Origin of the sequence: Vreelandella indica (genome assembly GCF_037070225.1) — a bacterium.
Taxonomy (GTDB): Bacteria; Pseudomonadota; Gammaproteobacteria; order Pseudomonadales; family Halomonadaceae; genus Vreelandella; species Vreelandella arctica.
Map to the genome: position 1 here is coordinate 178,332 of NZ_JBANSO010000001.1, position 20,392 is coordinate 198,723.

At 53.4% G+C, this 20,392-nt stretch carries 22 protein-coding genes and 1 other RNA gene; 6 read left to right on the forward strand and 17 right to left on the reverse strand.

Going from position 1 to position 20,392, the window contains the following annotated elements; genetic code table 11:
- Positions 1-3 precede the first annotated feature (3 nt).
- The 5 genes from V8L71_RS00840 to rsmI all read right to left on the reverse strand — a co-directional run bounded on the left by V8L71_RS00840 (position 4) and on the right by rsmI (position 4,341).
- Positions 4-1,710 (reverse strand): peptidoglycan D,D-transpeptidase FtsI family protein, encoded by a 1,707-nt coding sequence (locus tag V8L71_RS00840; RefSeq protein WP_336272938.1) that lies wholly within the window; start codon positions 1,708-1,710, stop codon positions 4-6.
- A complete protein-coding gene (gene ftsL, locus V8L71_RS00845; RefSeq protein WP_101146228.1) occupies positions 1,707-2,042 on the reverse strand; it encodes a cell division protein FtsL in 336 nt (111 codons plus the stop codon). Before ftsL ends, V8L71_RS00840 begins: the two co-directional genes overlap by 4 nt.
- A 14-nt stretch (positions 2,043-2,056) precedes the next feature.
- Positions 2,057-3,013: a 16S rRNA (cytosine(1402)-N(4))-methyltransferase RsmH gene (gene rsmH / locus V8L71_RS00850; RefSeq protein WP_336272939.1), complete on the reverse strand. Its 957-nt coding sequence runs from the start codon at positions 3,011-3,013 to the stop codon at positions 2,057-2,059.
- A 67-nt stretch (positions 3,014-3,080) separates the two neighbouring features.
- An RNA gene (rnpB, locus tag V8L71_RS00855) (RNase P RNA component class A) lies at positions 3,081-3,451 on the reverse strand.
- Positions 3,452-3,483: 32 nt separating this feature from the next.
- Positions 3,484-4,341 carry a 16S rRNA (cytidine(1402)-2'-O)-methyltransferase gene (gene rsmI / locus V8L71_RS00860; protein WP_336272940.1) on the reverse strand — a complete coding sequence of 286 codons (858 nt, stop codon included), beginning with the start codon at positions 4,339-4,341 and terminating at the stop codon, positions 3,484-3,486.
- A gap of 114 nt (positions 4,342-4,455) precedes the next feature.
- On the opposite strand from rsmI, the gene V8L71_RS00865 reads away from it, so the two are divergent.
- The 4 genes from V8L71_RS00865 to V8L71_RS00880 all read left to right on the forward strand — a co-directional run bounded on the left by V8L71_RS00865 (position 4,456) and on the right by V8L71_RS00880 (position 7,634).
- Positions 4,456-5,961 (forward strand): penicillin-binding protein activator, encoded by a 1,506-nt coding sequence (locus V8L71_RS00865; RefSeq protein WP_336272941.1) that lies wholly within the window; start codon positions 4,456-4,458, stop codon positions 5,959-5,961.
- On the forward strand, positions 5,951-6,322 hold the full coding sequence (locus tag V8L71_RS00870) for a YraN family protein (RefSeq protein ID WP_336269317.1): 372 nt from the start codon (positions 5,951-5,953) through the stop codon (positions 6,320-6,322). Before V8L71_RS00865 ends, V8L71_RS00870 begins: the two co-directional genes overlap by 11 nt.
- Positions 6,323-6,384: 62 nt before the next feature.
- Positions 6,385-6,975 (forward strand): phosphoheptose isomerase, encoded by a 591-nt coding sequence (locus tag V8L71_RS00875; protein WP_008958676.1) that lies wholly within the window; start codon positions 6,385-6,387, stop codon positions 6,973-6,975.
- Positions 6,976-7,061: 86 nt separating this feature from the next.
- The gene (locus V8L71_RS00880; protein WP_336272942.1) at positions 7,062-7,634 is read left to right on the forward strand and encodes a BON domain-containing protein; all 573 of its coding nucleotides are present in this window, start codon (positions 7,062-7,064) and stop codon (positions 7,632-7,634) included.
- 95 nt (positions 7,635-7,729) lie between these two features.
- On the opposite strand, the gene V8L71_RS00885 is transcribed toward V8L71_RS00880, so the two are convergent.
- The 8 genes from V8L71_RS00885 to zapE all read right to left on the reverse strand — a co-directional run bounded on the left by V8L71_RS00885 (position 7,730) and on the right by zapE (position 14,101).
- Positions 7,730-8,221 (reverse strand): ClpXP protease specificity-enhancing factor, encoded by a 492-nt coding sequence (locus V8L71_RS00885; protein ID WP_336272943.1) that lies wholly within the window; start codon positions 8,219-8,221, stop codon positions 7,730-7,732.
- Between the two features lie 67 nt (positions 8,222-8,288).
- Positions 8,289-8,915, reverse strand: coding sequence for a stringent starvation protein SspA (sspA, locus tag V8L71_RS00890; RefSeq protein WP_008958673.1), 627 nt, complete (start codon positions 8,913-8,915; stop codon positions 8,289-8,291).
- A 149-nt stretch (positions 8,916-9,064) separates the two neighbouring features.
- Positions 9,065-9,832 carry a cytochrome c1 gene (locus V8L71_RS00895; protein WP_008958672.1) on the reverse strand — a complete coding sequence of 256 codons (768 nt, stop codon included), beginning with the start codon at positions 9,830-9,832 and terminating at the stop codon, positions 9,065-9,067.
- Positions 9,832-11,091 carry a cytochrome b gene (locus V8L71_RS00900; RefSeq protein ID WP_176303097.1) on the reverse strand — a complete coding sequence of 420 codons (1,260 nt, stop codon included), beginning with the start codon at positions 11,089-11,091 and terminating at the stop codon, positions 9,832-9,834. The genes V8L71_RS00895 and V8L71_RS00900 overlap by 1 nt, the downstream gene beginning before the upstream one ends.
- Positions 11,091-11,690, reverse strand: coding sequence for a ubiquinol-cytochrome c reductase iron-sulfur subunit (gene petA, locus V8L71_RS00905; RefSeq protein ID WP_008958670.1), 600 nt, complete (start codon positions 11,688-11,690; stop codon positions 11,091-11,093). The genes V8L71_RS00900 and petA overlap by 1 nt, the downstream gene beginning before the upstream one ends.
- Positions 11,691-11,899: 209 nt before the next feature.
- Positions 11,900-12,289, reverse strand: coding sequence for a 30S ribosomal protein S9 (rpsI, locus tag V8L71_RS00910; RefSeq protein ID WP_008958669.1), 390 nt, complete (start codon positions 12,287-12,289; stop codon positions 11,900-11,902).
- 13 nt (positions 12,290-12,302) lie between these two features.
- A complete protein-coding gene (gene rplM, locus V8L71_RS00915; RefSeq protein WP_008958668.1) occupies positions 12,303-12,731 on the reverse strand; it encodes a 50S ribosomal protein L13 in 429 nt (142 codons plus the stop codon).
- Positions 12,732-12,916: 185 nt separating this feature from the next.
- Positions 12,917-14,101, reverse strand: a complete 1,185-nt coding sequence (gene zapE, locus V8L71_RS00920) for a cell division protein ZapE (RefSeq protein ID WP_336272944.1) — start codon at positions 14,099-14,101, stop codon at positions 12,917-12,919.
- A 208-nt stretch (positions 14,102-14,309) separates the two neighbouring features.
- Between zapE and V8L71_RS00925 the strand changes: the two genes are divergently transcribed.
- Positions 14,310-14,768, forward strand: coding sequence for a ZapG family protein (locus V8L71_RS00925; RefSeq protein ID WP_035587068.1), 459 nt, complete (start codon positions 14,310-14,312; stop codon positions 14,766-14,768).
- 83 nt (positions 14,769-14,851) lie between these two features.
- Here V8L71_RS00925 and V8L71_RS00930 read toward each other — a convergent pair whose 3' ends face one another.
- The gene (locus V8L71_RS00930; protein WP_336272945.1) at positions 14,852-15,613 is read right to left on the reverse strand and encodes a Nif3-like dinuclear metal center hexameric protein; all 762 of its coding nucleotides are present in this window, start codon (positions 15,611-15,613) and stop codon (positions 14,852-14,854) included.
- Positions 15,614-15,742: 129 nt separating this feature from the next.
- Here V8L71_RS00930 and V8L71_RS00935 point away from each other — a divergent pair, with 129 nt between their 5' ends.
- Positions 15,743-17,008, forward strand: a complete 1,266-nt coding sequence (locus tag V8L71_RS00935) for a Do family serine endopeptidase (RefSeq protein ID WP_336272946.1) — start codon at positions 15,743-15,745, stop codon at positions 17,006-17,008.
- Positions 17,009-17,048: 40 nt separating this feature from the next.
- Here V8L71_RS00935 and hisD read toward each other — a convergent pair whose 3' ends face one another.
- The 3 genes from hisD to murA form a co-directional block, all read right to left on the reverse strand.
- Complete coding sequence (hisD, locus tag V8L71_RS00940) at positions 17,049-18,377, reverse strand: histidinol dehydrogenase (RefSeq protein ID WP_336272947.1); 1,329 nt, start codon at positions 18,375-18,377, stop codon at positions 17,049-17,051.
- 13 nt (positions 18,378-18,390) lie between these two features.
- On the reverse strand, positions 18,391-19,044 hold the full coding sequence (gene hisG / locus V8L71_RS00945; RefSeq protein ID WP_035566316.1) for an ATP phosphoribosyltransferase: 654 nt from the start codon (positions 19,042-19,044) through the stop codon (positions 18,391-18,393).
- A 76-nt stretch (positions 19,045-19,120) separates the two neighbouring features.
- Positions 19,121-20,383, reverse strand: coding sequence for a UDP-N-acetylglucosamine 1-carboxyvinyltransferase (gene murA, locus V8L71_RS00950; RefSeq protein ID WP_179914822.1), 1,263 nt, complete (start codon positions 20,381-20,383; stop codon positions 19,121-19,123).
- Positions 20,384-20,392: the final 9 nt, after the last annotated feature.

A 20,392-nucleotide genomic window follows, 5' to 3' on the forward strand; every position in this document is an offset into this window, starting at 1 on the left:
AAACTACTCAGCATCGTGATCCGGCGGAACATCCAACAAGCGCAAAGCATTACCCGTTACGCTGGAAAAAACCGGGGCGGCGACAGCACCACCATAAAATTCGCCAGCCTTGGGGTGATCAATCATGACTACAGTGACAATACGCGGATCAGAAATAGGCGCAATCCCCGCAAACACACTGCGATAAGCATCGGTGGTATAGCCTTGCTGTCCGGTCTTACGTACGGTGCCCGTTTTCCCTCCCACGCGATAACCTTCCACCCGGGCTCGCCGACCACCGGTATAAGCGGCTACCGAGGTTTCCAAGATATTGAGCAGATCATTCGCAACCGTGGGCGATATAGCAGGAATGCCCTGAGGGGGCTCAGAAAGGCGTAAAAGAGAGGGCTGCAAACGAACACCATCATTAGCTAACGCCGTGTAAGCACTCGCTAGCTGCACCGCGGAAACAGAGAGTCCATAACCATAAGAGAGCGCTGCTCGCTCACTGCGCGACCAGCGCACCGGTGCGGGCAAACTACCCGTTGACTCACCAGGAAAACCTGTACCGGGCGCTTGCCCTAATCCTAACTGGTTATATTTTTCCCAAATAGCGGTATCGCTCAGTTGCAACGCTAAACGTGACATACCGATATTCGATGATTTCTCCAGGATACCGGCCAGATCCAACTCACCATAGTTACGAAAATCGCGAATTGTAAATTGGTCCAGCCGCATCCAACCGGGCGATGTATCCACTATGACATCGCGGTCTACCACCCCGCTTTCCAAAATAGCTGCCATGGCCAGAGGCTTCATGACCGAACCAGGCTCAAATACATCCACCAGTGCTTGGTTACGCAACCCACGCGGATCGAGTCCTGCCCGGTTATTAGGGTTATAGGAGGGCAAGTTCGCCATTGCCAACACTTCTCCCGTGCGCGCATCCATCATTACCAGCACGCCACCATCAGCCTCATTCTCAGCGACCGCCGCACGCAGCTCTCGGTACGCCATATACTGAATACGCTGATCAATAGCCAAGGTGAGCTCGCCACCCGGCTGGGCTTCGTTAATCACGCCAAGCTCACGCACCAAACGCCCACGGCGATCTTTAATCACTCGCCGTTGCCCAGGGTGGCCGGCCAAATAGGGCTGATAGGAGAGCTCTAAACCTTCTTGCCCAATGTCATCAACGTTGGTGACGCCCAATAATTGCGCCGCCACTTCGCCAGCAGGATAGTAACGCTTGTATTCACGCTGGGGATAAACACCGGGGGTCCGTAGATTAAGGATCTGCTGAGCGGCGGCGGGTGTCATTTGGCGGCGTAAATACATAAATTCACGCTCGCTAAAGCGTGCTACACGCGACTCAAAGTCATCCAGCGTCATCCCTAACGCCTGAGCTAGCATAACGCGCTGTATGGCATCCTCGGGCAACTCCTGGGGATTCGCCCAGAGTGTGACGACTGGCGTAGAAATAGCCAGTGGCTCTCCATTACGATCGGTAATCATACCGCGGTGGGCGGGAATCGCTTCATGGCGGAGGGTACGTGCATCCCCCTGGCTTTGCAGAAAGGGGCGGTCAATTACCTGAAGCAGCGTAATGCGGCCGATTAAAATAGCGGATGCTAGGCCAATCGCAAACAAGATAAACAGGAACCGACCACCACCCAAAGGGGGCGCAATTGGCGCTTGGCGGGAGGTACCGCCGCGACGTTCGCTTCTCATGGCCTAATCACCTCAACATCATGGACATCGGGGATTCGCATGCCCAGGCGCTCAGTGGCAATTTGCTCAATGCGGGCTGGGGTTGACCATGCGCCCTCTTCAAGTAGCAGCTGCCCCCACTCTGTTTGCAGTTGGTTTTCTTCTTGCTCTAGCTGTTGCAGCTGAGCAAATTGCACCCGCGTCATATGCGTAGTAATGACAACAGCTAACCCAGAGGCCATGCAGAGTAAAAATAACAGGCTAATAACCACTGGCCAGGCGCGCAGGCGTAGCTTGAAAGGCCATTCGGTGCGTAGCGTGGTTGCCCACTGCTCAATCCGATCCATGCTCATGATTACATCCGTGATTACATCCGTTTGCGTGCAGCCCGCATGACGGCACTTCGTGCGCGAGGATTAGCATCCACTTCTTCCTCACTTGGCCGCACGCCTTTGCCTAACGCCTCAAGACGCCGATTCAATTGATCGTCGCGAATAGGCACTCCACGCGGAAGGTCAGTGTCACCGCGCACATGATGACGGATAAAGCGCTTCACGCGGCGATCTTCCAGCGAGTGAAAACTGATAACCACTAAGTGACCGCCGGGGGCAAGCGCCTCAAGCGCCGCATCAAGCGCACTGTCTAACTGCTCAAGCTCGCCGTTGACGAATATACGCAGCCCTTGGAACGCTTTGGTGGCTGGGTGACGCCCTTTTTCCCAGGCGGGGTGAGCAACTTTAAGTACTTCAGCCAAATCCACCGTATGGGTGAATGGCTTCTCGACTCGACGAGTGACCACCGCCCGGGCTAAACGCTTGGCATAACGCTCTTCACCATAGGTTTTAAACACGTAGGCAATATCAGCCTCACTGGCACGCGCCAAGAATTCAGCAACACTTTGTCCCTGGGTAGGATCCATGCGCATATCCAGCGGGCCATCACGCATAAAACTAAAACCGCGCTCGGGATCATCAAGCTGAGGGGAGGAAACGCCTACATCAAGCAGCACCCCTGAAAGCTTACCGAACACGCCTTGCTCACGAGCAAATTCGGCAAGCTGGGCAAACTCACGCTGGGTAATCTGGAAACGCGAATCATCAATGTCAGCCGCTGCGGCAATGGCTTGGGGGTCGCGATCCATGGCGAGCAGCTGACCTTGCTCGCTCAGACGGTCAAGAATTACCCGTGAGTGACCGCCTCTCCCGAAAGTACCGTCTAAATAGACGCCTTGATCGTCATGCACCAGGGCATCAATAGCACCTTCCAGTAGTACGCTGGTATGGCGAAAGCGGGAAGCAACCTGTTCAGCGTCAGGAGAAGGCATTTTTTTCTCACACAAGATGTTAGAGACAACGTAATAAAGAGCGTGCATGCACGCCCTGATGTGGAAATGGGGGAGTCGGCCGATAAGCCGGGTTCTGTCGTGGACAGCCATTCCTCTAGGCGCTGCGTTACCACAGCGCTCAAGCAACCTACCCGGACCCAGCGCGGGCCACGCCATTGGGTCCCTATTTGGTCTTGCTCCGAGTGGGGTTTACCATGCCACGCACTGTTACCAGGCGCGCGGTGCGCTCTTACCGCACCCTTTCACCCTTACCGGCCCCAGCGGTTTATTTCTGGGGCTTAGGCGGTCTACTCTCTGCTGCACTTTCCGTCGGCTCACACCGCCCAGGCGTTACCTGGCACTCTGCCCTATGGAGCCCGGACTTTCCTCCCCCAACACCTTTTGAGGGGTATTAGCGGCGACTGTCTGGCCAACTCCGGCGGCAAGCATACCAGCGCCCTCGACTTGCCTCAATGCTCGCCTTTAATTGCTTGCAAACGAGCATACCAAACTTGCTTGCGGCCACCGAGCATTCGCGCGGCAATCGCAGCGCCCTGCTTAACGCCCACGCCCTCTGCCAGCAGTGCCTCTAGCAAGGCCTCCGCGGATATATCCTGATGTTCACTCTGCTCAACCGGCGGAGCGCCAGCCACAATAATGACGAATTCGCCGCGAGCTTGATTAGGGTCAGCCGCCAACTGCTCAAGTAAACTCTCAGGCGTTCCGTGCAAAAATGTCTCAAACGTTTTGGTTAGCTCACGCGCTAATACCACATCCCGCCCGGCCATTTGCTCCTGCAGCGCCTCAAGGGTGTGCACGATGCGATGAGGCGACTCGTAAAACACCAACGTCTCTTCACGGGTTTTCCAGCCCTCTAGCGATTGACGTCGAGCGCCTGGCTTAGCGGGCAAAAAACCAGCAAATACGAATCGGTCGGTGGGCAGCCCGGCTCCTGACAGCGCGGTGATCAGCGCACAGGGGCCAGGAATCGGCACGATATGGCGGTTTCGCGCCCGCAACTCACGAACCAACACAAAACCTGGATCGCTAATCAACGGTGTTCCTGCATCGCTGATTAAGGCAATATCTTCTCCTGCGGCGAGATAGCTATCCAAGGTATCCACACGACGCGCTTCATTGTGTTCGTGTAAGGAGACCATCGGCTTATTCAAGCCTAAGTGCGCCAACAGGCGGCCGCTATGGCGGGTATCTTCAGCTGCAACCCGCGCGACTTGCCCTAATACCCGAGCGGCACGTGCGGTTAAGTCGTCCAAATTCCCAATTGGCGTGGCAACCACGTACAATGTACCCGGATTATGGTCTGGCATTGTTGACTCTCAATTCGTTGATGGCTTGCTCTATCGGTGCGCTATGCTTGTGCCGTAGCCTCGGCAATCGTTGGCAAGCAGCGACAGCGCAAATGGAAACTTAAGGAAGGATACATGAAACAGTCATTACGTGGCTTACTCGCCGCAGCCCTTGTGGCATTTCTCGTTGCTGGCTGTGCGATGCAGTCACCAAGCGTGGTAGACCGCGTGCCTGTTGAAGACCCAGGTCAATTACTCAACCAAGCGGAACAGCAGGCACCCGAACAAGCAGCTAAAACGCGCCTGGAAGCAGCCAACATTCTTGCGAGACAGGGTGAGCGCAAAAGAGCCTTTGAAACCGCCGACGGAATCGATGAAAGCCTGCTATCAGAGCCTGATCGTGTGCGCTGGGCGTTGCTATTTTCCGAACTTGCCCGCGCACTGGACGAACCAAGCGCCGTGTTACGCGCCACACAAGTACTCGACGACGAACTGCCAATGCAGGCTAGCCAGCAAGAGCGGCTTGCAGAGCGTCAGCGCTGGGCTCGTGAAGCGCTTGACCAAACTGGCGCGGTAACGGTCGCACTGCCTGAGCTTGAAGGTCAGGCAATACGCCGTATCGTGGTGGCACTGCCCGAATCTGGCCCACTTAGCAGCGTCGCTAACACCATCGCTACCGCCATGCGCCAGCACCATGATGTTAAAGGGGGCAATACCGAACTCAGCTTTCTCGACGCGTCGCGCTACTCACTTGATGAGCTCTATGACCGCGCCCAGCAAATGAACGCGCAGCTAATGATTGGCCCATTAGATAAAAGCCAAGTCACCCAGCTAGAGCAACGCGATAGTGTTCCCCTTCCTACGCTGGCGCTCAACTATGGCAGTGGCGATAACAACCAAGCACAGCGGCTATTCCAGTACGGCCTCTCCGCTGAAGATGAAGCACGCCAAGCGGCTCGCCGTGCGTGGCAGGATGGCCACCGCCAAATGTCCATGATGGTGCCTGATAACGATTGGGGGCGCCGCGTAGGTGAAGCCTTTTGGAATGAGTGGCATAGCCAAGGCGGTGAAGTTGCCAACGCCGTACGCTATAACCCTGATAGCTCAGTCTCTAATGCGGTACAAACCGCTCTCAATGTCAGCGGCGAACGCGCCCGCCTAAGCAATATTGACGCACTTTTCCTACTCGCGTTACCGGAATATGCGCGCCAAGTGCCGCCCACCATGGATTACTATTACGCCCCCGACCTGCCAATTTATGCCACATCACATTTACATGAAGGCCGCCTGCAAACGCGCCTTGATCAAGATTTAAACGATGTCATGTTTATGGATATCCCTTGGCAAATTCCCGATGCTGCGGTTGGTGGTGAAGAAGCGCTTCCTTTTGCATCCACCTATCAGAGCCTACGCGATGAATCGGATGCGTCTATGTTCCGCCTAATGGCCATGGGTGTTGATGCTTACGAGCTGGCAATTCGCTTCTCAAATCTTAACGAGCTCAACGGCTTGAACGGCAGTACCGGCATGCTTTACTTAAACGACGACGGCCGCATTTACCGTGAGCTGCCTTGGGCAAAATTCCAAAACGGTGTTCCATCGCCTATTTTGATCCCTAACCGTAACGTCAGTGACGAATAACGCCCATACCGCTCGTGCCCGCGGCGCAGCCATTGAGCAGATAGCTGCTCAATGGCTGCGCCAACAGGGACTCACCCTCGTCACGCAAAATCATCACGTGAAAGGGGGTGAGCTTGACTTGGTAATGCGAGATGGCGATATTCTCGTCTTTGTCGAAGTTAAACATCGCACGACGACGCGCTATGGACATCCTCTAGAAACGGTCACCCACCAGAAACAGCAGCGATTGGTTCGTGCAGCTAGGTTATATATCGCTCGCGGTGGACTTTCATCGCCATCCCGCTTTGATATCCTGGCGATTACCGGCAAGTCCCCCGATCTTGAGTTTCACTGGGTGAAAGCTGCTTTTGATGCCTTTTGACTGTTTTTAAATTAACTGTCTTTAAAACGGTCTTTACACTTTAATTTAACCAGGAAGCCCTGATGGACTTTCAATCTCGGATACTCGGCCACTTTAACGCCAGCATCGACACTAAAACGTATGCCAGCGAAGTGCTTCCGCCCTTTATTGAAGTGGCAAGCCAAATGATGGTGCAGTGCCTTGTTAGCGAAGGAAAAATACTTAGCTGTGGCAATGGCGGCAGTGCAGGCGACAGCCAGCACTTCTCCTCTGAACTGCTCAACCGCTTCGAACGTGAACGGCCAAGCCTGCCTGCGTTAGCGCTCACCACCGACACATCCACGCTAACGTCTATCGCTAACGACTATAGCTATAATGAGGTATTTTCAAAGCAGATCCGCGCACTGGGCCAACCGGGTGACGTGCTGCTGGCTATCTCAACTAGCGGCAATTCAGGCAATATTGTGCAAGCTATTCAGGCGGCGCATGATCGTGATATGACCGTCGTCGCCCTTACCGGTCGCGATGGCGGTGATATGGCCTCGCTGCTAGGCCAGGATGATTGTGAAATCCGCGTTCCTGCCACCTCGACGGCGCGCATCCAAGAGGTTCATCTTTTGGTAATTCACTGCCTATGCGATCTTATCGACGAACAACTGTTTGGCAGCGCTTAAACACCAGCAGTCCTTGTTTATAGCGTTAACATAAACGGACTTTGATTAATTTTTTAACAGCTAGCTAGCACCAAGGAGCCATACCGATGCCCCAGCACCTCTCCTCTCGCGGTTTTATCGCTGCTGCGCTTTGCGCGGTAATGTTTATCAGCGGCTGTGCCAATAACTCCGCTTCCAATCAGTCAAACTATGCCCAACGTAGCGACGACGTTGAAGCCATTGATGCCACCATAGAGCGTGAAGTTGACGACGCACTTGAGCGTGCCGATGCGCGACTAGGCGACGCCCGCATCCGCGCCCATGCCTATAACGGTGTGGTGCTATTGGTGGGACAAGTGCCTAGTGAAGAGTTACGCGCGATGGCAGGCGAAGTCACCAGCAGTTTACGTGGGGTCAATGAAGTTCATAACGAACTCACCATTGCCGCTCGCCTACCGGCCAGCCAGCGCCTGACGGACACATGGCTAACCACCAACGTCATCAGCCACCTGGCAACTAATGATCACATTGATTCCTCTAAACTAAAAGTGACTACAGAAAACGCCAGCGTTTACCTGATGGGCAGCGTGACGCGTGAAGAATCCGACCGCATCGTCAATGCAGCCTCCGCAGTTGGCGGCGTACAGCGAATCGTCAAGGTGTTTGACTACATCGACTAATCTGTACGTGCTTTTATTGCCAACTCGCATAAAAAAGCCTCGCTTGATAAAAGCGAGGCTTTTTAATCCACTCCACTGGCGTTATTTAACTCACGTTATTTAACAACCCGTAGCGTTGGTTTTTTCTTAGCTTTAGAAGCTTTATCAGAGGTTTCGTCTGAGGTTTTGGGATCGCCATGTTCATCATGAACTGGCTCAGTGACCGAAAGCTCAGGCTTACCAGAGGCTTTCTCGTCGTCCTCAATATCCCCAAAAGATTCGGTGTCTTCACCCAGCTCAGGCTCATGGCCAAAAACCATTCCAGCGCCATTTTCCCGGGCATAAATAGCAATCAAAGCCGGCGTCGGAATCATCACCTGCATCGGCTGCCCACCAAAGCGGGCATTAAAGCCTATTGCCTGATTCTCCATAAAAAGATCGCGCACGGCAGTAGGTGCCACGTTCAAAACAATCTGGCCATTCTGAACAAACTGGCGAGGCACCTCGACGCCTGGCAAAGTAGCATCCACTACTAGATAAGGCGTTAGCTCATTATCCAGCAGCCACTCATAAAGCGCTCTGGCGAGATAGGGGCGACTCGATTTCATCTAGACTCCCTCCTCCTTACAAGTAAGGCTCCCTGCCTCTAAACAAGCGAACGGGAGCCGAATGAATTCAAGCGCGCATCTCTTTTTCACGCTCACTTAAAGATGCCTTAAACGCTTCACGCTCAAATACACGTGACATATATGCCAGCAACGGCTTAACCTGTTTTTCAGGCAGTTCAATATTGAGATCCGGCAAACGCCACAACACAGGCGCTAAACAGCAATCCACCAGCGTAAACTCTTCGCTCATGAAATACGGCATATCTTCAAAAATTGGCGATATACCAATTAAGCTTTCGCGTAACTCTTTACGCGCTTTATCCGCTTCTTTCTTTCCACCGCTGCGAATCTGATCAACCATTGGACACCACTCACGCTCAATGCGGTGCATCCATAGACGACTTTGCGCCCGAGCCACTGGGTAAACAGGCAACAACGGAGGATGCGGGAAACGCTCATCCAGATACTCCATCATGACTTTGGACTCATAAAGCACCAGGTCACGATCTAACAGTGTCGGTACACTGTTGTACGGATTGAGGTCTGCCAGCTCTTCTGGTGGTTTTTCGTCGAGAACATCGACGATATCAACGGCGACCCCCTTCTCGGCCAGCACAATGCGCACACGATGACTGAAATGATCATCACCACCTGAGTAAAAGATCATCGACGACCGCTTGGCCACAACACCCATGAAAGCATCCTCACTTCAAAACAATCTTGGATAATAACACGCCAGCACACCCTTAGGGGAAGCTAGCTTGCTTTGCTTTATTGTCATGCTGACAAGAAAAAGGCGCACAGCTCACGCCGTGCGCCCTACTGACGATCAGCTACTACTAATTAGTGGATATCTCGCCAATACTCACGCTTGAGCAGGTAAGCAATCACACCAAAAATGAAAATAAAGATCAGCACCTTAGGCGCCAGTGCCTGGGCCTGAAGCTTGGAGGGCTCGCCTACATAAGCCAGGAAGTTAGTAAGATCATACACCGCTTCCTCAAACTCAGCAGGCTCGAGTTCACCAGGCTCTGTGACTTGCAGCACGTCACAAGACTGATACTTACCTGATAGCGCATCCGGCTCTTGCCCTTCTACCGGATGATCCGTTTCAGCGCACACCAGCTCTTGCACGCCCTGCAGAGGCTCCAACACGTTAGGCATTGCTACCAAATCGAATACCGTATTGTTGACGCCGGTTGGACGGCTGGGATCTTTATAAAAACCGAGCAGATAGGAGTAGATCCAATCGGTTCCTCGCACACGTGTTTTCAGCGATAGATCAGGCGGCGGCGCACCAAACCAACCCTCTGCATCGCCACTGTCCATAGCAATGTGCATTTGGTCGTTATAGGCCAACTCAGGTGAGAAAATCAGATTCTCTTCCACCAGATCCTGAGGCATCCCCAAGTCGTCAGCCGCACGGGCAAAACGCTGGTACTGAAGCGAGTGGCAACCCATGCAGTAGTTAACGTAGAGCTTCATGCCGTTTTGCAGCGAGGCTTGATCGTGAAGATCAGGCTCCATCGAATGAGGCACACTTGCGCCTCCTGCAGCCATCGCGGTTACTGGCACTAAGGCGAAAAGGAGTCCTAATAGATGCTTTTTCATTAGCCAGTCACCCTTTCTGGAACGGGTTTAGTCTTCTCAAGCTTGGTGTAGACAGGCATCAAGACAAAGAAGGCGAAATAAATCACGGTGCATGTTTGCGCCAGAATGGTTCGCCCTGTCGTTGATGGCAACACACCTAAAATACCGAGAATAACGAAGCTGATGGCAAACAGCAGCAACATCACTTTCGACATCCAGCCTTTATAACGCATAGAGCGCACCGGACTACGATCCAGCCAGGGCAGAACAAACAATATTGCTATCGCCGCGCCCATAAAGATAACGCCCAGGAACTTAGCGTCTAAGCCAAACACCGAGAAAGTTATAGCGCGAAGAATGGCGTAGAACGGCGTCATGTACCAAACGGGCGCAATGTGATCAGGTGTTTGCAGTGGGTTAGCCTGATCAAAGTTAGGCCGTTCAATGAAGTAACCTCCGCCTTCTGGGAAGTAGAACACCACCACACAGAAAACAAACAGGAATACCGCAACACCTACCAAGTCTTTAACCGTGTAGTAGGGATGGAAAGGAATCCCGTCCAACGGAACACCGGCCTCATCCTTCTTCTGCTTGATATCAATACCGTCGGGGTTATTTGAACCGACTTCATGCAGGGCAATGATATGCAGCACTACAAGCGCCAAAATAACGATGGGCAGGGCCACCACGTGCAGCGCAAAGAAACGGTTAAGGGTAATCCCTGAGATCAGGAAGTCACCGCGCACCCACTGCGCTAAATCAGGGCCAATAGCGGGAATGGCAGAGAATAGCGAAATGATAACCTGCGCGCCCCAATAGGACATTTGGCCCCAAGGAAGCAGGTAGCCCATAAAGGCTTCCGCCATTAGCACCAGGTAAATCGTCATGCCAAAGACCCACACTAACTCGCGGGGGGCTTTGTAAGAACCGTATAACAGGCCACGGAACATATGCAGGTAAACAACGAGGAAGAAAGCAGAGGCGCCGGTGGTGTGCATATAGCGAATCAACCAGCCCCACTCCACATCTCGCATGATGTATTCGACAGAATCGAACGCACCTTCAGCCGAGGGATTAAAGCTCATCGTCAGCCAAACCCCGGTTAGGATTTGGTTAACTAGCGCCAGCAGCGCTAACGAGCCAAAGAAGTACCAGAAGTTGAAGTTTTTTGGCGCGTAATATTTAGATAGATGCTCTTGCCACATTTGAGTCGCAGGAAAGCGATCATCTACCCACCGCATGACGCCCTTTTCCGCTTTGGCTTTATTCGGGTTACCCATTAGGCACTCTCCTCATCTTCGCCGATGACAATGATGTCGTCATTCTCAAAGCGGTAGGGTGGAACCTCGAGGTTAGTCGGCGCAGGAACGTTACTGAACACACGACCAGCTAAGTCAAAGCGAGAACCATGGCAAGGACAGAAGAAACCACCCGGCCAATTATCGACGCCTACGCCCTCTGCATCAGGCTCAGGGCGAAAAAGTGGCGAGCAACCTAAGTGCGTACAGATACCAATCAGCACCCCAATCTCAGGTCGAATCGACCGCAACCCACCATCAATGTACGCAGGTTGTTGCGGCACTTCCGAATCAGGATCAGCTAACTGGTCACTACCCAGCGATTCAGTGCGCTCAATCATCTCTGGTGTACGATTGATAATCCATATAGGACGACCACGCCACTCAACGGTCATACGCTGTCCTGGTTCAAGCCTCGATATATCCGCTTGAACAGGAGCACCCGCCGCTCTTGCCCTGGCACTAGGCTGCCAAGAAGCCACAAAGGGTACCGCAACCCCGACAGCACCTACCGCACCCACAACGGAGGTGGCGCCTACGAGGAAACGGCGTCGGCCTTTGTTTACGCCGTTATCTGCCATTTCAGGTTTCTCCCATCAGCTTACCCGCTTCGCCGCAAAGGCGTCTTGCGGCGACGAATATCAAATACGCTCTATGGTAAAAAAACAAAGCGCTATGCACAAGAACAACCGCCCGTGACCATAGTGGTACGAGCAATATAATTTTATGATATTTCAATAAAAAACGCCCAGGTCGATGACCTGGGCGTTTTGCCGCATAGCGTAAAGAATTAACGCTTAGAGAACTGCGGACGACGACGTGCTTTGCGCAGGCCGACTTTCTTACGTTCAACTTGACGTGCATCACGCGTTACGTAGCCAGCGGCACGTAGCGAAGGACGCAGGTCTTCATTGTAGTTCATCAGGGCACGTGTAATGCCGTGACGAATAGCACCTGCTTGAGATGAACCACCGCCGCCAGCGACAGTCACGAAGATGTCAAACTGACTTAGCGTTTCGGTCAACTCAAGCGGCTGACGAACAACCATACGACCAGTAACGCGACCAAAGTAAAGGTCTAGGTCTTGGTTATTGACAGTAATTTTGCCAGAGCCTGGCTTCATAAACACGCGAGCGGTGGAAGTCTTGCGGCGCCCGGTACCGTAATACTGCTGTGTCATGGCGAAGATTTCCTCAGATGTCTAGTTCAAGCGGCTGTTGGGCAGCATGCGGATGCTCGGCACCGGCGTACACTTTTAACTTAGTGTACATGGCGCGACCCAAAGGACCTTTCGGCAACATGCCTTTAACGGCAGACTCAATGATGCGCTCAGGCGCATGATCAAGCATCTTGTCGAATGTCATAGAGCGCAGACCGCCCGGGTAACCAGTGTGGCGGTAGTAGGTTTTAGCCTTCGCCTTGTTGCCGGTCACATGGACTTTCTCTGCGTTGATAACAACGATGTAGTCGCCAGTATCAACGTGAGGGGTAAATTCGGGCTTATGCTTGCCGCGTAGGCGACGAGCAATCTCGGTTGCCAGGCGACCGAGCGTTTTGTCCTTAGCGTCGACAACATACCAGTCGCGCTGGACGGACTGCGGCTTAGCACTGAACGTCTTCATGGATAAAATCACCAGATTAAATGTATTGGGTGACTCACACCGCTATACGGCGAAGCACCATCCCTATTCTTTTTGGTTGCCAGCTTACGCAAGCAACATGTAGCGAGGCGGCATTCTACAGTAAGGACAGCGACAAGTTAAGCCGTATCGTGACTTTTTTACTTGCCCGATAGACTCTTTGCCTTCTAGGGTTTATGCGCCAACGCCAAGTATTCTTTTGACTGCATTTCCTGTAGCCGGGAAAGCGTACGCTGGAACTCAAACGTCAGCTTGCCATCGCTGTAAAGTTGCTCAATCGGCACTTCTGCCGACATTAGCAGCTTCACACCGCGGTCATAAAATTCATCGACCATATTGATGAAACGTCGCGCCTGATCGTCTTTTTTGGCATCCATTCGCATTACATTGGAGACCAACACGGTGTGAAACTCACGGGCCAGCTCAATATAGTCATTTTGACTACGCGGACCGTCACACAACTCAAGAAATTCAAACCAAGCAATATCATCATGCAAACGGCGGGCTTTGAGCACACGATGGTTAATTTCTAGCGACGCATCTACTTCGCCCGCCTGCCCCGCTATTTCACGAAAGCTACGCGAAAGTTCATGCTCAGCCGCTTCTTCCAGCGGTGAGTGAAAAATAGCAGCCCGCTCAAGTGCGCGCAGACGATAATCAACGCCTGAATCGACGTTCACCACGCTGCAATGCCGGTTGACAAGCTCAATGGCAGGCAGAAAACGGGCCCGCTGCAGACCCTCTTTATACAGGTCATCAGGCACGATATTTGAGGTTGCCACTAGCACCACCCCGCGCTCAAAAAGCGCCTCCAGCAGGTTGGCAAGTATCATGGCATCGGTAATATCTTTGACAAAAAATTCATCAAAGCAAATCACACGCGCCTCAGTGGCAAATTTACCCGCAATTAGCGTGAGGGGATTTTTTTCACCCTTGTAGTGTGTCAGCTCGTTATGGACGCGCTGCATAAAGCGATGGAAATGGGTACGCATTTTGTCAGGAAAAGGAAGGGATTCGTAAAACGTGTCAACTAAATAGGTTTTGCCACGTCCTACCCCTCCCCAAAAATAGAGCCCTTTTACCTGAGGCAAGACCGGTTTATCGGCAGAGGAAGATTTTTTACCCATTAAGCCGGCCATTTTGGCTTTCAAGCCCTTATGGGCAACCAAGGTCTTCGGCACGGTCGTCGGTGCAGCTACAAGCTCATCATAAAGCCGCTGCAAATGTTTTACTGCTGATTCCTGCGCCGCATCATATTGAAAATCCTCACGCTCTAAATCCGCGCGGTAGCGCTCAATAGGCGATGCTGGGCGTGTTTTAGACATTGCCCTATCCGCAGATGTTGATGACATGCAATCGCCTCCCTCAGCATGTAAGGCAGTAGCCAGCACAACGACTGGCAACCCTAAGAAAGGCTGTGATTATACCCGTAGAGACGTCTAAGCGCATGAGTGGATTGACCCAACCGGCAGACTGACGCCTATAATGGCAGCCTGTTTAATTCAAAAGCTGCTGGCTAATGCAGTCTGCGGTTATATTCAAGGCGCCAGGGAGAACACTGTGGACGCAAGCTCACCATTAACCTTTGCCATTATCGGTTTTATCGTCGGCTTAATCGTTGGATTGGGCAGTTACCGCCTCTTCAGCAAAAGCCAGCGTGAGGCTGCTTCCATGCGTCAAAAGCTACTCGAACGCGAACATCAAATCGCTGAAATGAAGAACAGCGTGGGCAGCCATTTGACCGGGATCTATCAGCGGCTCAGCAATATTCGCGATGAAGCCAACCAACTAGAACTTCAGCTAAAAGAGGATGCTGAGGAATGGGACATTCGCGATGCGGCGATTCAGCCAAGCCTTGATCTTTCTGGCATCAATTCTACCTCTGAACAGCAGGCACAGGCTGATACAGCGGCTCCCGCTACCCCGCGCGACTATGCCGACGGTAAAGGCGGCACGCTATCTGAGGATTTTGGCTTGAAAAGTAATGAGGTGGCAACGCCTCAACCACCTCGCTATTAAGTAACTAAACGACAACATTAAGTAACCAAACCACAGTAAGCTGCCCCGATTCTCGTCAACGATCTTTCGGGGCGCTTAATGTGTTAAGCAGGATTATCAATATCCACAAAGCGATGCTCAACATCATACTCATCGCTTAACCACTCACCCATGGCCTGGATTCCATAACGCTCTGTAGCGTGATGGCCAGCGGCGATATAATGGATCCCCATTTCGCGCGCCAAGTGGGTAGTTCGCTCGGATATTTCACCCGATACGAAGGCCTGCGCCCCCGCCTCAAAGGCTGCCGTAATCATGTCTTGCGCCCCACCGGTGCACCAGGCAATGCGCTCAATATCGCCCACCTGCGGGGCTTCAATGACCAAAGGCTCACGCTGAAGGGTGTGCGCAATTTGCACTGCGAGATCCTGTACAGAAAGTGGCTGCGCTAAACGTCCTGACCATAAAAGCCCTTCTCCTAGCTCGCCATCAATACACCCCTCCACTTTCCAGCCTAGACGCCTAGCCAATTCGGCGTTATTGCCCATTTCGGCGTGAGCATCCAACGGTAGGTGGTACGCCAGCAGGCTGATATCGTTATCAAGCAGTGTTTTAATCCGCTTCTGCTTCATGCCGGTGATCGCAACGGGCTCGTTTTTCCAGAAATAGCCATGATGCACCAACACCAAATCCGCCTGCCAAGCAACGGCTTCATCCAGCAAAGCCTGACAGGCTGTCACTCCCGTTATAACGCGTTTAACGTGCTCACTACCCGCTACCTGCAAACCATTAATCGTATAATCTTTAAACTGAGCAGCCCGCAGCTGATGGTCACAGGCTGCCACTAATTGGTCACGATGAATCATATTGCGTCCTTTTATTGATTTAAATGCACCCGTGAGGAACTTGCTAAGAAAGTGTTACCATTAAACCATTGTAAAACTCGCTGCTTTTTATCGCGAACAGTGAGACTGACTCGTTAAGGAATTTATTACATGCGACGCTATGTGCTGCCTTACCTATGGCCTGTTGTTACTGGCGTACTGCTCGCTGTGGTGATCCTGTTTGCGCTCCCCGAGCAACTTCCCAACCCATTTCGTGATTCACCGCCACAGGCGCCTCAATCTCCGGCCCCGGTGATCTCTACGGTCCCAGCGGCAGTGGAACCCAACCCTAATCGCCCAGCTCCAGAAATACACCAGGCTGCACCTCTATCCCGCAATAAGGGCCCGGTGAGCTATTCACGAGCAGTCGAACAAGCAGCGCCGGCCGTGGTTAACATTTATTCATCACGTATTGTGGAACGCGATCAGCACCCACTGATGTCGGACCCCTTCTTCCAGCAATTTTTTGATAGCCAGGGCGACGATGCGACGACTCACCAGCGGATGCTTTCCAGCCTAGGCTCTGGGGTTATTGTGAGTGAAGACGGCTACGTATTAACCAATCACCACGTTATCAATGGCGCCGACGAAATTCAGGTGGCGTTACGTGATGGGCGCGAAACGTTGGCCGAAGTGATTGGCACCGACCCTGAAAGTGATTTAGCCGTGCTGCGCATTAATTTGGACGACTTGCCGGTTATTGAACTGACCGATTCTGCCGACGTAGCAGTGGGCGACGTAGCGCTAGCCATTGGTAACCCTTTTGGGGTGGGCCAGACCGTCACCATGGGCATTATTAGCGCCACGGGACGTAATCACCTAGGGCTCAACGCCTATGAAGATTTTATTCAGACAGATGCTGCGATCAATCCAGGTAATTCTGGCGGCGCGCTGGTCAACCCTGACGGTGCCATGGTGGGTATTAATACCGCCATTTTCTCACGCTCAGGGGGTTCCCAGGGTATTGGCTTTGCGATCCCCGCCAACCTTGCCCACAGCATCCTAGATGAACTGGTTACTCAAGGACGTGTGATTCGTGGCTGGCTGGGTATAGAGGCACAAGCGCTATCACGCGAACTCGCGGCCTCCTTTGGGCTGCAAACACCTCAAGGCGTCATTGTTGCCGGTGTCGTCAGCGGTGGTCCGGCTGCGCAAGCAGGTCTAGAGCCTGGCGATGTACTACTCGCCGTGGACGGAGAGCCCATTCTGGATGCTCGCTCCACGATGAGCGAAATCGCCTCAATCCCCCCCGGCACGTCGCTGCCACTAACCATTGTGCGCAGCGGCGAACGTATGGAAATGACGCTAGAAGTGGGCGAACGCCCGCTTCCCGCGATTCCGATTAATGAAGAGGCACCCGGCCAACGCGACTCATAGCGGTAACAGCTTGAGCGCGTTGACACGATGCTAAGGGGCATCAATCGCGAATACGGTACTCAGCTGAGCGGGCGTGGGCGGTTAATGACTCGCCCCGAGCCAATACCGAGGCGATTTTACCCAGCTCAGACGCACCGCCTGCCGAGCAGTGAATAATCGAAGAGCGTTTCTGAAAATCATAGACACCCAGCGGTGACGAGAAACGTGCTGTTCCAGAAGTAGGCAGCACGTGATTGGGGCCCGCGCAATAATCTCCCAGCGCTTCGGCAGTGTAACGCCCCATAAAGATCGCCCCGGCGTGACGGATATCATCCAACCAAGTGCCTGGCTCAGCCACCGAAAGCTCCAGATGCTCAGGGGCGATCCGGTTAATCAGTGTAATCGCTTCTTGGGCGTCCTGACAGTGTACTAGCGCTCCACGCCGGCGTAGCGATTCACGCACAATCTCTTCGCGCTCTAAAGTTGGCAGTAGGCGTTCAACCGCGGCCTCAACAGCAGCTAAGTGCGCTTTATCCCAGCTAACCAAGATCGCCTGAGCATCCTCATCGTGTTCGGCTTGAGAGAAAAGATCCATGGCCAACCAGTCTGGATCGGTCAGCCCATCGGACACCACCATGATTTCCGAAGGGCCGGCAATCATATCAATACCCACCTGCCCAAACACCGCGCGCTTAGCCGTGGCCACATAAATATTGCCTGGGCCAACTATCTTGTCGACGCGAGGCACCGTTTCTGTGCCATAAGCAAGCGCAGCCACCGCCTGAGCCCCACCGATGGTGAATACATAATCGACCCCAGCCAGGTGGGCCGCAGCCAATACCAACTCATTGAGCACGCCATCCGGCGTAGGCACTACCATGACAATTTCACGTACACCGGCCACATGGGCAGGAATCGCATTCATCAGCACCGAAGAGGGGTAAGCCGCCTTTCCACCCGGCACATAGATACCGGCGCGATCCAGTGGGGAGACTTTCTGCCCCAGCACCGTGCCGTCAGCCTCTTCGTATTGCCAGGAGCCGGGCTTTTGGCGCTCGTGGTACTGCTTGATGCGCTCGGCGGCACTGGAGAGCGCCTCACGCTGCTCAGAAGGCAGGTGATCAAATGCCTGCTTCAACTGTTCAGGCGTAAGTTGCAATTCGTCCATTGAGCTAACAGTAAGCCGATCAAAGCGGTTGGTAGCTTCAATTACTGCGGCGTCGCCTCGCTTTTTAACACTGGCAAGAATTTCTTCTACGCGTGCCTGAACTGCTTTGTCTGACACCCCTTCCCAATCTAACAGCGCATCAAGCTGATGGTTAAAGTCTGCATCGCTTGTAGACAGGCGTGAAATGGTGGCATTACGTAGTTCGCTATTGGGATCGCTCATGGGTCACCTCATGTCATTCGGCAAGCTGTGCCTGACGCTTTTTGACCGCGCTGTCTAGGCGGGCCAGTAACGGCTTAATGCGCTCATGCTTCATGGTCATGGCTGCCTTATTCACCACTAGTCGGGTGCTAATATGGGCGATTAACTCACGCGGTTCCATACCATTCGCCCGCAGTGTATTGCCGGTATCAACGATATCGACAATTTCGTCCGCTAGGTTCATCAGGGGCGCAAGCTCCATGGCGCCATAAAGCTTGATCACTTCGGCCTGGATCCCCTGCTCGGCGTAGTAACGGCGGGCCACGTTAACAAACTTGGTGGCCACCCGACGCCGGGCGCGCGCTGGCAACTGGCCGGTAACGCCCGCCGTCATCAACTTACAGCGAGCAATCTCCAAATCCAGCGGCTCGTAAAGCCCTTCAGCGCCGTGCTCAAGCAGTACATCTTTCCCAGCGATACCCACATCCGCGGCACCCAACTGAACGTAGGTGGGCACGTCGGTTGCGCGGATAATCACCAGCTTGACGTCTGGCAGGTTGGTGTCAAACAGCAGCTTACGGCTTTTGCTCAGATCCTCGGCGGGCGTGATGCCCGCATCGGCCAGCAGTGGCAGCGTCTCTTCCAGAATGCGGCCCTTCGAGAGGGCTAAAATCAGTTGCTTACTCATCGTTTAGGCCAGTGGTTAATAGCATGCACCGCCGGTAGCATGCAGAATTCGTAGCAAGCGAGTTTGGTCGCATGGTTTAGCCAGGAATACGGCGAATGCGCGCGCCCAGTAACTGCAATTTTTCTTCGATGCACTCGTAGCCACGGTCAATGTGATAAATACGATCGACCAGGGTTTCCCCTTCGGCCATCATCGCTGCAATCACCAGCGAAGCGGAAGCGCGTAGATCGGTCGCCATGACAGGCGCGCCGGATAGCTTCTCAACCCCTTCAATCAAAGCGGTATTACCTTCCAGCACAATATTGGCGCCCATGCGGTTAAGCTCTTGAACATGCATAAAGCGGTTTTCAAAAATGGTCTCGACTACCCGTGAATGCCCCACAGCCACCGCATTCATAGCCACGAACTGAGCCTGCATATCGGTGGGGAACGCTGGATAAGGCGCCGTGCGTATATTCACCGCCTTGGGGCGCTTGCCGTGCATATCCAAAGCAATCCAATCGTCACCGCTGGTAATCTCAGCGCCTGCCTCTTCCAGCTTGGCGATGACCGCATCCAGGATATCCGCCCGGGTACGCCTTACCTTCACTCGCCCGCCTGTCATGGCAGCAGCTACCAGAAACGTGCCCGTTTCAATACGGTCAGGCATGACATCGTGTTCGCAGCCGTGGAGTTTCTCAACGCCCTCAATGGTAATAGTGTCAGTACCTTGGCCGCTGATTTTAGCGCCCATCTTGATCAAACACTCTGCCAAGTCGACGATTTCTGGCTCGCGGGCAGCGTTCTCCAGAACGGTTTTGCCATCGGCCAACGTCGCCGCCATCAGCAGGTTTTCGGTACCGGTTACCGTCACGGTATCAAAGTAAATCGTCGCGCCTTTCAGGCGGCCATCGACCCGCGCACGGATGTAGCCCGCTTCAACACGAATCTCAGCCCCCATGGCCTCTAAACCACGGATGTGCAAATCCACCGGGCGCGAACCAATCGCGCAGCCACCGGGCAACGACACATCAGCTTTACCGAAGTGGGCAAGCAGCGGCCCTAACACCAGGATGGAAGCACGCATCTTCTTAACCAGCTCATAAGGTGCGTGGCATTGGGTCACCTGAGAACCATCTAACTGGATACTCAGCTTCTCACCCATTACCGGCTCAACCCCCATACGACCCAGCAGCTCTAAGGTGGTGGTAATATCCTGCAGGTGCGGCAAATTACCAATCACTACGGGGCCGTCGGCCAACAGGCTGGCACACAAGATGGGTAACGCTGCATTTTTGGCACCGCTCACCCACACTTCACCGTCTACCGAACCATTGCCGGTAATGATTAATTTATCCATGGAGCGACC